Here is a 13,531-nt window from a genome sequence, read left to right as displayed (position 1 = left end):
AGGCTAGGAAGCTTGCAGCCATTCCTGCCGAACGCTTTCATCGGCTTCACTCTTCGAAGCCCTCACAGCCAGCGCGTCGAATCTCTCCCGCTCCATCAATTGCGACAGCGCCCAGACCGCCGCGCCACGCACGAGCGGGCTTGCATCGCCAAGCAATCGCTCCGCTTCAATCGCCAGCGCCGCATCCCCTGCATTGCCGAGCGCGATCAGCACGTTGCGGACAAATCGGTCACGGCCGATGCGCTTGACCGGCGATTTCGAAAACAGAGCGCGAAATGCGGCGTCGTCAAGCCGCGCCAACTCTCCCAGCGAAGGCGCGCGCAATTCCGCGCGCGCGGCAAGTTTGGTTTCTCGGCCTTTTTGCGCGAATTTGTTCCACGGGCACACGGCGAGGCAATCGTCGCAGCCATAGATGCGGTTGCTGATGCTTTTGCGGAATTCACGCGGGATCGGGCCCTTGTTCTCGATCGTCAGGTAGGAAATGCAGCGTCGCGCATCGAGCTTGTAAGGTGCGGGGAACGCAGCAGTCGGGCAGATCTCCTGGCAGGCGTTGCAGGTTCCGCAATGGTCGGTGTCGGCGGTGTCGCGCGGCAGCTCGGCGGCGGTGAAGATCGCGCCGAGAAACAGCCATGAGCCGAACTCGCGCGAGACCAGATTGGTGTGCTTGCCTTGCCAGCCTAGCCCTGCCGCCTGCGCCAGCGGCTTTTCCATCACCGCTGCGGTATCGATGAACACTTTCACTTCCTCGCCCGATGCCGCGACCAGCCACCGCGCCAGTGTCTTCAGGCGCTTCTTGATCACGTCGTGATAGTCGTCGCCCTGGGCATAGGCGGAGATTGCGCCGCGTGTGCGCCTTTCGAGAAGCGCAAGCGGATTTTCATCGGGTCCGTAATTGACGCCGAGCATGATGATCGACCGCACGCCCGGCCACAGCACGCGCGGATCCATCCGCCGCTCGGGCTGAGTGGCGAGCCAGTCCATGTCACCATGCGCGCCGGCATCGAGGAACTCGCGGAAGTATTTTCCGGCATTGCCGAGCGCGCCGGGATCGGTGACGCCGATGCAATCGAAACCGAGCGTCGCGGCTTCGCGCACGAGCGCGGACTTTAGATCGCTGGCGGAGAGCTTGACGGCCTTGTTCAGAAGTCGAGGTCCACGTAGGTGCGTGACGCCGGTACGCCCGCCAGCCACTCGCTCAAGAGCGGGCGGAACGACGGGCGGGATTTCACCCGCGCGTACCACGCCTTTGCCGCTTCGTCCTCGCTCCATGGCACATCGCCCAGATAATCGATCGCCGAAAGGTGCGCCGCGGCGGCGAGATCCGCGTAGCTCAGCCGGTCGCCGGCGAGGAAATTCCGCGTCTGCGCCAGCCAGCCGATATAGGCCAGATGATAGCGCACATTGACCTTGGCCGCGCGGATCACGTCGGCCGCCGGCGCGCCGCCGCCGTTTTCCTCGCTCATGAAACGCTTATAGATGCGCTCGGTTACCAGCGGGTTCGATGCCTCCTCGAAGAATTTTTCGTTGAACCACGCCATCAGCCGGCGCACCTCGACGCGTTCCGCCATCGACGCCGGCAACAGCCGCCGCTCGCCGGCCTCCAGGCCGTGCGTCTCGTCGAGATATTCGGCGATGACGCCAGCGCCGGGAATCGGCGGAAAGCCGTCAGCCATCAACACCGGCGTGGTGCACGCGGGATTGAGCGCGAGAAACCCTTCACGCCGTTCCCAGGCTCGCTCTTCCACCAGCCGCAGGTCGAGGCCGTTTTCGCCCAGCACCAGGCGAATGAAGCGCGAATGCGGACAGAACGGATGATGAAAGAGCGTGTACATGAGATCCTTGAACAATTCGCGGCGACGCTCAAGGAACCCGAGCGGTCAAGCCGCGTCATGCGAATCGCGACACCAGAGCCTATTCGGTTCTGCCTGAAATCAGAACCGAATCGGCCCCAGCCTTTGTTTTGACGCGTTTTGTTTGCGCGAACCGGGATTCAGTTCGCCCGAAAACGCTATAGCCAAGCCGGCGCAAGAGGCAACTGTCTTTGGCGTTTTTTTGCGATTGCGGCATCGGGATGAATAGGCGAGAAGGACGCGACTTTTCCAGCCAAAACGGACCCCCATCATGATGTCGGATGTAGTGAAGGCGGTGGTTCTCGGCATCATCGAGGGCGTCACGGAATTCCTGCCGGTTTCGTCGACCGGCCATATGCTGGTCGCGCAACGATTCTTCGGGCTTGGTGAGGGTGCGTTCTGGCAGAGCTTTGTCGTGCTGATTCAACTCGGTGCGATCCTCGCCATCGTCATGCTCTATTTCGTCAAATTGTCGCGCGTCGCGCTCGGCATGTTCACCAACCCGGACGACCGGCGTTTCGTGATCGGCGTATTGCTGGCGTTTCTGCCGGCGGTGGTCATCGGCCTGGTTGCCGGCAAGTACATCAAGGAGTTTCTCTTCAATCCGTGGGTGGTGTGCTTCACCCTGATCGTGGGCGGCGCAATTCTGTTGTGGGTCGATCAACTCTATCTCAAGCCGACACAGCATGACGCCACGCGCTATCCGCTGCTGATGTATCTGTGGATCGGCATTGCGCAATGCGTGGCGATGATTCCCGGCGTGTCGCGCTCCGGCGCCAGCATCGTGGCGGCGATGCTGCTCGGCGGTGACAAGCGATCGGCCGCGGAGTTTTCGTTCTTTCTCGCGATCCCGACCATGATCGGCGCGTTCGCCTATGATTTCTACAAGAACCGCGCCGAGATGACGACCGATCACATCGGTATCGTCGCGATCGGCTTCGTGGTCTCGTTCATCACCGCGGCGATCGTGGTTAAGACGTTCCTCACCTATGTCACCCGCCACGGGTTCACGTTCTTTGCGTGGTGGCGCGTCGTCATTGGCATGCTCGGCCTGATCGCGCTGGCGCTGGGGAAGTAGGTCTTGAATTGGTGGGCACGGCGTAAGAGCGCCTTTGCCCACCCTTACGGATCCGCTGCGAAAAACTACGCGCTTTTCCTTTGAAACTGCCCGGCGGCGCGGAAGCGCCAGAGATATTGCGGGGCGATCGCTTCCATCGCTTCCGGCGTAATGCCGAGCCCCTGCAGCGTCAGACCAGCCGCCTTCGCTTCGTCCGACACGACATTGTCGACTTGCAGCATCGCCACCTGGTCCGGCGTCAGCTTCAACGGACCCGGCGCGAATTGCAGGAATTGCGACTTTAGCCTCGCCAGTCCCCACGGCAGCGAAACCAGCATGCGCTTGCGGCCGGTGATCTTGAGGATGATTTCCATGATCTCGCGCATGGTCAGCACATCAGGCCCGCCGAGCTCGTAGGTCGCGCCCGGCTTGGTCTTGCCCTCGGCGGCGTCGGCGACCGCGTCGGCGACGTCGGCGACATAGGCCGGCTGCACCCGCGTCTCGCCGCCGCCGATCAGCGGCAGGAACGGCGATATCCGGGCGAGCGACGCAAAGCGGTTGGTGAATTGATCCTCGGGTCCGAACAGCAGCGACGGCCGCAGGATCGTGGCCGATGGCGCTGCCGCCATCACGGCCTTCTCGCCAGCCGCCTTGGAGCGGAAGTAGGCCGACGGCGAATTCTCGTCGGCGCCGATCGCCGATATATGCACCATCTGCGCGCCGATGGCGGTGGCGGCCTTGGCGATGGTTTCGGCGCCTTTGGTCTGCACCGCGTCGAAGGTCTGTGCGCCGCTCTCGGCCAGGGTGCCGACCAAGTTGACCACGGTTTCGGAACCGCGCATCACCGCCTCCACCGAAGCCGGGTAGCGCAGATTGGCCTGCACGGGGTGGATCTGGCCAACCCGGCCGAGCGGTTGCAGGTGCCCCGCCAGTTCGGGCCGCCGTACCGCCACCCGAATCCGATAGCCACGCTTGGCCAGCGCCCGGACCACGTTTCGCCCCAGAAAGCCCGATCCACCAAACACCGTGATGAGCGTTTCCAGGTTCGCTGCCGCGTGCAGTGCCATCGGGGTCAATTCCTGCCGGTCAAACTCGAAGATATCGGTGGGATTTAGCGGATTCGCGATACGCCAACACGGCTCCGCTGTACAGCGGATTTCGGATGGCATTGAAGCGATTTGACAAGCGCGTGACCGATCCTTACTAACCCGCCCGGGCCCAGGTGGCGGAATTGGTAGACGCGCTGGCTTCAGGTGCCAGTGGCTTCACGGCCGTGAAGGTTCGAGTCCTTTCCTGGGCACCATTGCCCTTGCCCGAGCGAGTTGAGATGCCGGCTGGCGCCAGACCCCGGGGCGATGGATGCTCACCTGCAGTGGCAATATTTGCTGACCTATGCCGTCGGATCCGGATCGGCTGCCGTCGTGTGTCCGTCCGGACCACGATTGAACACGCCGTAATTGCTCGACTTCGCCCCGTCGCCATCGGCGGCCTGAGCCGTCAGTCCAAGTTTCAGGAGTTCACGAACGGCCGCTGCCCGCGTCGGCATTCGGTGTTTGAAGCGGAAATCGTCAATTGCGGTCAGTTCATCCGGCGAAAGCATGACCTGCAATCGTTCATCGCGGATATCAGACATCGCTGCGACCCAGAATGTGCGGATTGAGTAGTCTACTCAATGCGCATGACCGGAGCAGGTTCCAGCAATGGAGATTCAGGCGTCAATTTAGCTAAATACGCCAGTAATAACAACGTGTTATGGTTGATTTGGCGCCGGCGCGAGCGCATAGTTTGGTCTTGGAGAATGGCCATGACCGAGAACATCAAGTTGCCACGCAAGTTGTCCGAAGAGCGGGAACAACCGCCGCCGCGCCGGCCGAGCCATGCGGACGTCATTGAAAATCTCGACCGCTGGGCCAACAGTCCGGAGCTTCAGCCGCCGAAATCACTCGACGGGAAGACGGGCTAATCCGCCCTGACTTCCGGCAGCAAGCTGCAGGGACGGCAAAACTTCGCCTCGCGCAGAGCGGGCGATGGCCTGATTAGCGGAGGAAATCACGGCGAACTCCGCTATTCCCCCCTAAAGCTATGGTCGGCCGCTCGCCTCCGGCGGCTCCGGGCGGTAGTGTTTCGGTCGAATCGACCTGAGACACGAGGCTTACCGTCATGACCATCCGCCTGCATCGTGGCGACCTGCCCGATCTGTCCCGCTACAAGGATTCGGTGGCGATCGATACCGAGACCATGGGGCTCAATCCGCATCGTGACCGGCTTTGCGTGGTGCAGATGTCGAGCGGCGATGGCAGCGCTGATGTCATCCAGATCCCCAAGGGCCACACCGACGCGCCGAACCTGAAGGCGCTGCTCGCCAATCCGGCCATCACGAAGATCTTCCACTTCGCCCGTTTCGATGTCGCCGTGCTCTACAGCACCTTCGGCGTGATGCCGCAGCCGGTCTATTGCACCAAGATCGCCTCGCGGCTGAGCCGCACCTACACCGACCGCCACGGCCTGAAGGACCTGGTGCGCGAACTGCTCAACATCGATCTGTCGAAGCAGCAGCAGTCGAGCGACTGGGGATCAGAGAGTCTGAGCGAGGCGCAGCTCGCCTATGCCGCGTCCGACGTGCTGCATCTGCATGGCCTTCGCGAGCGGCTCGATGCCATGCTGGCGCGCGAGGGGCGCACGGCGATGGCGCAGGCCTGTTTCGACTTCCTGCCGACCCGGGCCAAGCTCGATCTCGGCGGCTGGGAGGCCGAGGACATCTTCGCGCATTCGTGACCGGGGGCCATTTGAAGCGCCGGGCTGCCCGCCGCCGCCCCGTTTCGGTCACACTCATCGCGAGTGTCCGGGCTGCATAATCCCGCGATTGCGGGTAGGATGGCGCTCTCTTGGGCGCCTTTGGAGCCGCGGTGAACTCGATACAGAACCCAGCCTTTGCCACCGGAATGGAGGCGCGCTTCGCTGCGGCCGCCCGTCACAGCCGGATGGTGCGGGTGCTGCGGGTCGCGGTTCCGGCAGCCGTGCTGCTGGCCATGGCCGGGATCGTCGCGATCTCGATCTTCAACCCGTTCCGAATCACAGGGCTCTCGAAGCTGCCGGTCGACATCGGCAATCTCGTGGTGTCAGGCACCAAGATCACCATGGAAACGCCGCACCTTGCCGGCTTCTCCACCGACCAGCGCCCATACGATTTGTGGGCCAAGGCGGCGATCCAGGATCTCGCCAATCCCGATCACGTCGAACTCCAGACGCTGCGGGCCAAGGTCATGATGGAGGACAAGAGCACGGTGACGATGGATGCCCGCACGGGATTTTTCGACAGCAAGCAGCAGATGCTCGACCTGCGAAAGGACATCTTCCTGCAATCCTCCACGGGCTACGAGGCGAAACTGTCGCAGGCCTACGTCGACATCAACAAGGGCACGGTGACGTCGGACGAGCATGTCGACGTCAAATTGCTGAACGGTACGCTCACCGCCGATCGGCTCAGGATCATCAACAGCGGCGAGATCGTACGCTTCGAAGGCAATGTAGTGATGAACCTGATCATGGAAAGCGCTCCGGCACCTGAGCCTGAGCCCGAGCCGCAGCCAGCGCCCAAGACGCGGTCCATCAGCGGCAAGTCCGCCAACACGAAATGATATCTATGATGCAGTTGTTCTCGCGCAGGTTTGCGGCCGCAGCGCTTGTGCTCGCATTGTCCGCCTCCGATGGCGCCTTCGCGCAAGGCGCCATGTCGGGCGTGCCGAACGCGATGCAGGGCTTTTCGCAAAACCGCGATCAGCCGATTCAGATCGAGGCGGCGTCGCTCGAGATGCGCGACAAGAAAAAGGAGGCGACCTTTTCCGGCAACGTGAAGGTCGTGCAGGGCGATACCACCATGACCTCGAAGTCGCTGGTGGTGTTTTACGATTCCGGTCCGGCATCGGACGCGCCGCCCGCTGCACCCAAGGGATCGAAATCCGCGTCGATGCAGTCCGCGAGCCCCGGGCCTGGCGGCAGCTCGTCGATCCGCCGGCTGGAAGCCAAGGGCTCCGTCGTGGTCACGCAGAAGGACCAGGTCGTGACCGGCGAGACTGCGATTTTCGACACGCGGGCCAACCTCATCACGATGGTGGGTGGGGTCGTGCTCACCCAGTGCAAGAACGTGCTCAAGGGCGACCGCCTCAAGGTCGACATGACGACCGGCGTGTCGCGCGTCGAATCCGACAGCGGCAAGGTGCAGGGCATGTTCATCCAGGGAGAGAATTGCGGGTCGGGATCGGGCGGGGCGAAGCCCGCTCCGGTCCAGATACCCTCGCTGATCCCCGGTAAAAAATAAGCCAGATCAGCGTCTTAAAGATTATTTGGGGCGGTTACGGTTGAAGCCGGTAGCGCGAGCCTGTATCTACGGGGCAGGGCGCACGGCGGGGTGTTTCGCTGGGCAGGGACATCCACTCATTCATGGTTCGCTAGCGAAGCGATTCGCCGGCGGGCGCGTCGCGGAATCACCGTGAAAGGCTTGAGCGAAGCGGGATGGTGGATTTATTCGGCATGTTCCGTCGACGCCCCGCGAAACGCGGCCCTGTGGGCTTTGCGCGATCGCGCGAGGACATCACCGCGCTCGGCGATTCCTTCGGCGACATGCTGGCGAGCCCGGTGCGCGATGCGCCCCCGATGGCGCGTTCGGCTTCGCTGCCCGGGCTGGAATTGCCGCAGTCCGAGCCCCATGTCGAACCCCCGCGCCAGGACAGAGCGCGTTCACGGGCACAGGCGCCTCGCGCCAAGTCCAATGGCGGCGAAGCGCCGCGCCTGATCAAGCGGCCCGGCTTTCTCGCTGTGCATAGCGTGGAAAAAAGTTTTGGCACGCGGCAAGTGGTGCGCGGCGTCAGCATCTATGTTCGCCGCGGCGAGGCGGTAGGCCTGCTCGGCCCGAACGGCGCCGGCAAGACCACCGTGTTCTACATGATCACCGGCCTGATCAAGGCGGATCGCGGCGCCATCGAACTCGATGGCCACGATGTGACGAAGCTGCCGATGTATCAGCGCGCGCGGCTCGGCATCGGCTATCTGCCGCAGGAAGCCTCGATCTTTCGCGGCCTCACCGTCGAGCAGAATATTCGCGCCGTGCTCGAAGTCGTGGAGCCCAACCGCAAGAAGCGGGAGGCCGAACTCAATTCGCTGCTCGATGAATTCAACATCACGCGCTTGCGCAAATCGCCATCAATCGCGCTCTCCGGCGGCGAGCGCCGCCGCGTCGAAATTGCGCGCGCGCTGGCGACGCGTCCAAATTACATGCTGCTGGACGAGCCCTTTGCCGGCATCGATCCGATCGCGGTCGGCGACATTCAGGACCTGGTCCGTCACCTCACCAACCGCGGCATCGGCGTCCTGATCACCGACCACAATGTGCGCGAGACGCTCGGCCTCACCGACCGCGCCTACATCGTTTATGCCGGGCAGATCCTGACCGAGGGCAGTCCGGAAGAGATCGTCAACGATCCGGATGTACGCCGTCTTTACCTTGGCGAGGAATTCCGACTATAGCGCACGACCGCCAAAACATCGGCGGTTCGGTCATAAGATATTGCACTCAATCAGGATTTTCTGGCACGCCGCGGGAGCGGCTCGGCTTCCCACTGCCGCGGATCGCCGCCCTAGCCCAATTTTCGCGCTCGTCAAGGCGTGTACAAGAGCTTTGGACTAAGATAAGCAAGAATCGGACCAACTTTTAGTGGATCGGCTCTTGGCCTCATGGCGCTGACGCAGAGATTAGAGTTCCGGCAGTCGCAGTCGCTGGTGATGACGCCGCAATTGATGCAGGCGATCAAGCTCCTGCAACTGTCGAATCTCGACCTTTCGGCTTTCGTCGAGGAGGAATTGGAGCGCAATCCGCTGCTGGACCGGGCCAGCGACAGCCCCGAACCGCCGGTTGCAGGCGAGCCGGTACCCGAACGCGCTGAATTCGCCGATTCCGGCAGCTATGGCGAGGATGGCGGCGGCGATGCCTCCGATATGAGCAGCGGCCCAGGGAGCGAGACCTTCGAGGCCGGCCAGGAGGAGTGGCTGAACCGCGATCTCGGCAGCCGGACCGAGATCGAGCAGACGCTCGACACTCGGCTCGACAACGTCTTTTCCGAAGAGCCCGCCGAAGCTGCCGCGCGCGCCGCACAGGACGCGGCGCCGACCGCCTACACCGAGTGGGGCGGGGGCGCCTCCAACGACGACGAATACAATCTGGAAGCCTTCGTCGCCGCCGAGGTGACGCTATCCGGCCACCTCGCCGAACAGCTCGCGGTCGCCTTCAGCACGCCATCGCAGCGCATGATCGGGCAGTACCTGATCGATCTGGTCGACGATGCCGGCTATCTGCCGCCGGATCTGGGGCAGGCTGCCGAGCGCCTGGGCGCCTCGCAGGCGGACGTCGATGCCGTGGTCGCAGTGCTGCAGACGTTCGATCCGCCCGGTGTCTGCGCGCGGAACCTGAGCGAATGCCTCGCGATCCAGCTCCGCGAACTCAACCGTTACGACCCGGCCATGCAGGCGCTGGTGGAAAATCTCGATCTGCTGGCGCGGCGCGACATTGCGTCGTTGCGCAAACTGTGCGGCGTCGACGACGAAGACATCACCGACATGATCGGCGAGATCCGGCGTCTCGATCCGAAGCCCGGCCTCAAGTTCGGCTCGGCGCGCACGCAGACGATGGTGCCCGACGTCTATGTGCGGCCCGGCCCGGACGGCGGATGGCATGTCGAACTCAACAGCGACACCTTGCCGCGCGTGCTGGTCAATCAGGTCTATTACACCGAGCTGTCGAAGACGATCCGCAAGGACGGCGACAAATCCTATTTCAGCGACTGCCTGCAGAACGCGACCTGGCTGGTGCGCGCGCTCGATCAGCGCGCCCGCACCATCCTGAAGGTCGCCACCGAAATCGTGCGCCAGCAGGACGGGTTCTTCACCCATGGTGTCGCGCATCTGCGACCGCTGAATTTGAAAGCGGTGGCGGACGCGATCCAGATGCATGAATCCACGGTGTCGCGAGTCACCGCCAACAAATACATGGCGACCAATCGCGGCAGTTTTGAGCTGAAATATTTCTTTACCGCCTCGATTGCTTCAGCCGACGGCGGCGAGGCGCATTCGGCGGAAGCGGTCCGCCACCACATCAAGCAATTGATCGATGCGGAAGCGCCGAGTGCGATCCTCTCCGACGATACCATCGTGGAACGATTGCGCGAATCGGGCATTGATATTGCCCGCCGCACGGTCGCGAAGTACCGCGAAGCCATGCGCATTCCTTCTTCAGTCCAGCGCCGCCGCGACAAACAGAGCATGCTCGGTAACGCCCTTTCCGCTCCCGCCACTTCCTCCGACCGGTCCCGCGATACGGCGCCGGCCTGATTGCGTTCGCGTCAGATCGCGATAGTGTCAGGTCCCCGACAGAGCGCGGCCCGGAAAGCGACACCGGCTTTCCGAATGGGCCATGCTCCGGCAACACCAGAGTGGTCGAGGCATCAAGCGAGGCATCAAATGACCCTTCGAATCTCCGGGAAAAGCATCAGTGTCGGCGAGGCTCTTCGTTCGCGCGTCAGCGAGCGCACCGATGAGGTCTTAAGAAAGTATTTCGACGGCAATTATTCCGGCCACATCACGCTGAGCAAGGACGGCTTCGGCTTCCGCACCGATTGCGCGCTGCATCTGGACTCCGGGATCACGCTGGAGGCCGATTCCAATGCTCCCGATGCCTATGCCAGCGCCGACCAGGCGCTCTTGATGATCGAGAAGCGCCTGCGCCGCTACAAGAGCCGGCTGAAGGACCGCTCGGCCCGCAAGGCCTATGCGGCCTCCGCGGCGCTGGCCGAGATCGATGCCCCGGTGCTCGATGCGCCGAGCTACGTGATCGAGGCGCCGGGGGGAGGCGAGGAGGAGGTCACATCCTATAGCCCCGTCATCATCGCGGAGGCGACCACGTCGCTGAAGCGGCTTTCGGTCAGCGAGGCGGTCATGGAACTCGATCTGACGGGCGCCGCCTGCATCGTGTTTCAGCACGGGTCCAGCGGCCGGGTGAACATCATTTACCGCCGGCCGGACGGCAATGTCGGCTGGATCGATCCTCCCTCTGTTACCCCCTGAGATCTATGCCCGATGGCATTGACGCCCCCATTGGCCCTCCCTATGGTCCGCCGCCCTTTAAGCATAGGGTGCACGAACTGGCCCCTTCGGGAGTTGGCACCGCGCCTGCGTTGGAGTAGAAGCCGTGCAAATCGGGACGCGGGCGTTAACCCCGCCTCCAGCCTCATCTTCTTGACGCCCCGGTTCTCGAACCTATCTCGCAACCTGACGGTTTAATTCACCTCGGAACGCCCCATGACGATTACCGATCTGGTCGCACCCGAGGCGATTCTCCCCGCTTTGAAGGTCATCAGCAAGAAGCAGGCGCTGCAGGAGCTGGCCGCGCGCGCTTCCGCCCTGACCGGCCAGAACGAACGCTCGGTGTTCGAGGTGCTGTTGCAGCGGGAGAAACTGGGCACCACCGCGGTGGGCTATGGCGTCGCCATTCCGCACGGCAAACTGCCGAAACTGGAAAAGCTGTTCGGGCTGTTCGCCCGGCTGGAACGCCCGATCGATTTCGAGGCGATGGACGGCCAGCCGGTCGACCTGATCTTCCTGCTGCTGGCCCCGGAAGGCGCCGGCGCCGATCATTTGAAGGCACTGGCGCGGATCGCGCGCCTGTTGCGCGACCAGGACGTTGCCAAGAAGCTCCGCGCCTCCCGCGACGCCCAGGCGATCTATTCGGTGCTGGCGCTGCCGCCGGCCAGCGCAGCGTAGTTCCTCGCGAGGAACGGCCATTCCTCGCCCAGTGGTAGAGCGGCTAAACGCAATTTTAAGCTAAATGGCAGTTATTTGGTTCGCTGGGATTTTTCCTCTGCCCGAAGAACATTGCCATGATGCTGCGGCTGACGATTTCGCGCGCGATATTGATTTTTGGATTGGTCACTGCATTGGGCCTCGGTGCCGTGATTGCTACCAGTGTTTACGGCCTGTCGCAGCTCAAGGTCGGCGGCCCGCTCTATAACCAGATCAAGCTTGGCAACGACCTCATCGCCGACATCCTGCCGCCGCCGGAATATGTCATCGAAGCCTATCTCGAGGCCACCCTCGTGCTGCACGATCCGGCGAAGCTTTCGGCGCATCGCGACCGTATCGCGCAGCTCAAGAAGGAATATGACGAGCGACGCGACTTCTGGGTCAAATCCGATCTCGACCCGGTGCTCAAGAGCAAGCTGGTCGATAAATCCGACGGCGAAGTCAAACGCTTCTGGACCGCGATCCAGGACGGCCTGTTGCCCGCGCTCGCCAAGGGCGATGGCACGGCGGCGGCGAAATCCTACGCCGAGATCACCGCGCGTTATACGGCGCACCGCGCCATCATCGACGACATCGTCAAGCAGACCAACGACCAGAACGCGGCGACGGAGGTCGCGGCGACGGGGCGCGTGAGCACGTTCACGTGGGTGCTGTGGGGCGTTTCGGCCGCGGTATTTCTGGTCATCGGCGCCGGCATTTTCGGTGTGGCATTCGGCGTCATACGCCCCATCGCCGAGATGACCGACGTGATGAAGGGCCTTGCCGGCGGCGATCTCTCTGTCTCGGTCCCGGCCCTCAGCCGTGACGACGAAGTCGGCGCCATGGCGCGCGCGGTTCAGGTGTTCAAGGACAACGCGCTGCGCGTTCAGTCGATGGAACAGGAGCAGGCAAGTCTGAAGTCGAAGGCCGAAGGCGAACGCAAGGCCGCGATGCAGCAGATGGCCGATGGCTTCGATGCCGCGATTGGAAAGATCATCCAGACCGTATCGACAGCCTCATCCGAACTCGAATCATCGGCCGGACAGCTAACCAAGACCGCCGAAGTGACCCAGATGCTCTCGGCAACCGTTGCCTCCGCATCGGAGCAATCCTCGGCCAACGCGCAGTCCGCCGCGACGGCCGCGGAAGAGATGGCCTGTTCGGTGTCGGAGATCAGCCGCCAGGTCCAGGATTCGCACAAGATATCCCGCGAGGCGGTCAGCCAGGTCGAGCAGACTAACGCGCGGATTGCCGATCTCGCGCAGTCCGCCAGCCGGATCGGCGAAGTGGTCAAGATGATCAGCGCGGTCGCCGAGCAGACCAACTTGCTGGCGCTGAACGCCACGATCGAGGCGGCGCGCGCCGGCGAGGCGGGACGTGGATTTGCCGTCGTCGCCTCCGAAGTCAAGGCGCTTGCCGCGCAGACCGCGAAAGCGACCGAGGAAATCAGCGAGCAGATCGGCCAGATGCAATCGGCGACCAATCAGTCGGTGTCGGCGATCCAAGAAATCGGCGGCACGATCGGCCGCATCGCGGAAATCTCGCAGGCAATCGCGGCAGCGGTGGAAGAGCAGGGCGCCACGACGCAGGAGATCTCGCGCAATGTGCAGCAGGCGGCGCAGGGCGCCACGCAGGTCGCGGGCAGCATCACCGACGTCAACCGCGGCGCGACCGACACCGGCGCGGCATCGACGCATGTGCACGGTCTGGCCCGCTCGCTGCTGGGACAGAGCAATCATCTCAAGGGCGAGGTGGAGAAATTCCTCTCGACCGTGCGTGCGGCCTAGGCGGATTGGAA

Annotated in this window: 14 protein-coding genes and 1 tRNA gene; 11 read left to right on the top strand and 4 right to left on the bottom strand. The window is 63.0% G+C overall.

Going from position 1 to position 13,531, the window contains the following annotated elements; all coding sequences use genetic code 11:
* Positions 1–3 precede the first annotated feature (3 nt).
* Positions 4–1,191 (bottom strand): tRNA epoxyqueuosine(34) reductase QueG, encoded by a 1,188-nt coding sequence (gene queG, locus CQ13_RS21385; protein ID WP_057844793.1) that lies wholly within the window; start codon positions 1,189–1,191, stop codon positions 4–6.
* Positions 1,140–1,832, bottom strand: coding sequence for a glutathione S-transferase family protein (locus CQ13_RS21380; protein ID WP_057844792.1), 693 nt, complete (start codon positions 1,830–1,832; stop codon positions 1,140–1,142). The genes queG and CQ13_RS21380 overlap by 52 nt, the downstream gene beginning before the upstream one ends.
* Positions 1,833–2,121: 289 nt before the next feature.
* Here CQ13_RS21380 and CQ13_RS21375 point away from each other — a divergent pair, with 289 nt between their 5' ends.
* The gene (locus CQ13_RS21375) at positions 2,122–2,928 is read left to right on the top strand and encodes an undecaprenyl-diphosphate phosphatase (RefSeq protein WP_057844791.1); all 807 of its coding nucleotides are present in this window, start codon (positions 2,122–2,124) and stop codon (positions 2,926–2,928) included.
* A 65-nt stretch (positions 2,929–2,993) separates the two neighbouring features.
* On the opposite strand, the gene CQ13_RS21370 is transcribed toward CQ13_RS21375, so the two are convergent.
* Positions 2,994–3,974 (bottom strand): complex I NDUFA9 subunit family protein, encoded by a 981-nt coding sequence (locus tag CQ13_RS21370; protein ID WP_057844879.1) that lies wholly within the window; start codon positions 3,972–3,974, stop codon positions 2,994–2,996.
* A gap of 149 nt (positions 3,975–4,123) precedes the next feature.
* Here CQ13_RS21370 and CQ13_RS21365 point away from each other — a divergent pair.
* A tRNA-Leu gene (locus CQ13_RS21365) sits at positions 4,124–4,210 on the top strand.
* 87 nt (positions 4,211–4,297) lie between these two features.
* On the opposite strand, the gene CQ13_RS21360 is transcribed toward CQ13_RS21365, so the two are convergent.
* Positions 4,298–4,540: a hypothetical protein gene (locus CQ13_RS21360; protein ID WP_057844790.1), complete on the bottom strand. Its 243-nt coding sequence runs from the start codon at positions 4,538–4,540 to the stop codon at positions 4,298–4,300.
* Between the two features lie 171 nt (positions 4,541–4,711).
* Between CQ13_RS21360 and CQ13_RS44515 the strand changes: the two genes are divergently transcribed.
* The 9 genes from CQ13_RS44515 to CQ13_RS21320 all read left to right on the top strand — a co-directional run bounded on the left by CQ13_RS44515 (position 4,712) and on the right by CQ13_RS21320 (position 13,520).
* Positions 4,712–4,870: a hypothetical protein gene (locus CQ13_RS44515; protein ID WP_197427380.1), complete on the top strand. Its 159-nt coding sequence runs from the start codon at positions 4,712–4,714 to the stop codon at positions 4,868–4,870.
* A 197-nt stretch (positions 4,871–5,067) separates the two neighbouring features.
* On the top strand, positions 5,068–5,682 hold the full coding sequence (locus tag CQ13_RS21355; RefSeq protein ID WP_057844789.1) for a ribonuclease D: 615 nt from the start codon (positions 5,068–5,070) through the stop codon (positions 5,680–5,682).
* 131 nt (positions 5,683–5,813) lie between these two features.
* Positions 5,814–6,545, top strand: coding sequence for an LPS export ABC transporter periplasmic protein LptC (gene lptC, locus CQ13_RS21350; protein ID WP_057844878.1), 732 nt, complete (start codon positions 5,814–5,816; stop codon positions 6,543–6,545).
* Positions 6,542–7,225 carry an LptA/OstA family protein gene (locus CQ13_RS21345; RefSeq protein WP_057844788.1) on the top strand — a complete coding sequence of 228 codons (684 nt, stop codon included), beginning with the start codon at positions 6,542–6,544 and terminating at the stop codon, positions 7,223–7,225. The genes lptC and CQ13_RS21345 overlap by 4 nt, the downstream gene beginning before the upstream one ends.
* A 194-nt stretch (positions 7,226–7,419) precedes the next feature.
* Positions 7,420–8,430 carry an LPS export ABC transporter ATP-binding protein gene (gene lptB / locus CQ13_RS21340; RefSeq protein WP_057844787.1) on the top strand — a complete coding sequence of 337 codons (1,011 nt, stop codon included), beginning with the start codon at positions 7,420–7,422 and terminating at the stop codon, positions 8,428–8,430.
* Between the two features lie 207 nt (positions 8,431–8,637).
* A complete protein-coding gene (gene rpoN / locus CQ13_RS21335) occupies positions 8,638–10,287 on the top strand; it encodes an RNA polymerase factor sigma-54 (protein ID WP_057844786.1) in 1,650 nt (549 codons plus the stop codon).
* A gap of 129 nt (positions 10,288–10,416) precedes the next feature.
* Entirely contained in the window at positions 10,417–11,019 is a 603-nt protein-coding gene (gene hpf, locus CQ13_RS21330) for a ribosome hibernation-promoting factor, HPF/YfiA family (RefSeq protein ID WP_057844785.1), read from the top strand.
* 234 nt (positions 11,020–11,253) lie between these two features.
* The gene (gene ptsN, locus CQ13_RS21325) at positions 11,254–11,715 is read left to right on the top strand and encodes a PTS IIA-like nitrogen regulatory protein PtsN (RefSeq protein ID WP_028347914.1); all 462 of its coding nucleotides are present in this window, start codon (positions 11,254–11,256) and stop codon (positions 11,713–11,715) included.
* Positions 11,716–11,831: 116 nt separating this feature from the next.
* The gene (locus CQ13_RS21320; RefSeq protein ID WP_063800116.1) at positions 11,832–13,520 is read left to right on the top strand and encodes a methyl-accepting chemotaxis protein; all 1,689 of its coding nucleotides are present in this window, start codon (positions 11,832–11,834) and stop codon (positions 13,518–13,520) included.
* Positions 13,521–13,531 lie beyond the last annotated feature (11 nt).

This window comes from Bradyrhizobium retamae, from assembly GCF_001440415.1.
GTDB classification, from domain to species: Bacteria; Pseudomonadota; Alphaproteobacteria; order Rhizobiales; family Xanthobacteraceae; genus Bradyrhizobium; species Bradyrhizobium retamae.
The sequence above is the reverse complement of the archived record's forward strand: the minus strand, read 5'-3'. Positions and strand labels throughout refer to the sequence as shown.

Bases quoted from the DNA above. Each gene is read 5' to 3' on its own strand.
- rpoN (WP_057844786.1), top strand. From the start codon at position 8,638: ATGGCGCTGACGCAGAGATTAGAGTTCCGGCAGTCGCAGTCGCTGGTG.
- lptB (WP_057844787.1), top strand. From the start codon at position 7,420: ATGGTGGATTTATTCGGCATGTTCCGTCGACGCCCCGCGAAACGCGGC.
- CQ13_RS44515 (WP_197427380.1), top strand. From the start codon at position 4,712: ATGACCGAGAACATCAAGTTGCCACGCAAGTTGTCCGAAGAGCGGGAA.
- CQ13_RS21360 (WP_057844790.1), bottom strand. From the start codon at position 4,540: ATGTCTGATATCCGCGATGAACGATTGCAGGTCATGCTTTCGCCGGAT.
- CQ13_RS21370 (WP_057844879.1), bottom strand. From the start codon at position 3,974: ATGGCACTGCACGCGGCAGCGAACCTGGAAACGCTCATCACGGTGTTT.
- CQ13_RS21320 (WP_063800116.1), top strand. From the start codon at position 11,832: ATGATGCTGCGGCTGACGATTTCGCGCGCGATATTGATTTTTGGATTG.
- CQ13_RS21355 (WP_057844789.1), top strand. From the start codon at position 5,068: ATGACCATCCGCCTGCATCGTGGCGACCTGCCCGATCTGTCCCGCTAC.
- hpf (WP_057844785.1), top strand. From the start codon at position 10,417: ATGACCCTTCGAATCTCCGGGAAAAGCATCAGTGTCGGCGAGGCTCTT.
- ptsN (WP_028347914.1), top strand. From the start codon at position 11,254: ATGACGATTACCGATCTGGTCGCACCCGAGGCGATTCTCCCCGCTTTG.
- CQ13_RS21345 (WP_057844788.1), top strand. From the start codon at position 6,542: ATGATATCTATGATGCAGTTGTTCTCGCGCAGGTTTGCGGCCGCAGCG.
- CQ13_RS21375 (WP_057844791.1), top strand. From the start codon at position 2,122: ATGATGTCGGATGTAGTGAAGGCGGTGGTTCTCGGCATCATCGAGGGC.
- CQ13_RS21380 (WP_057844792.1), bottom strand. From the start codon at position 1,832: ATGTACACGCTCTTTCATCATCCGTTCTGTCCGCATTCGCGCTTCATT.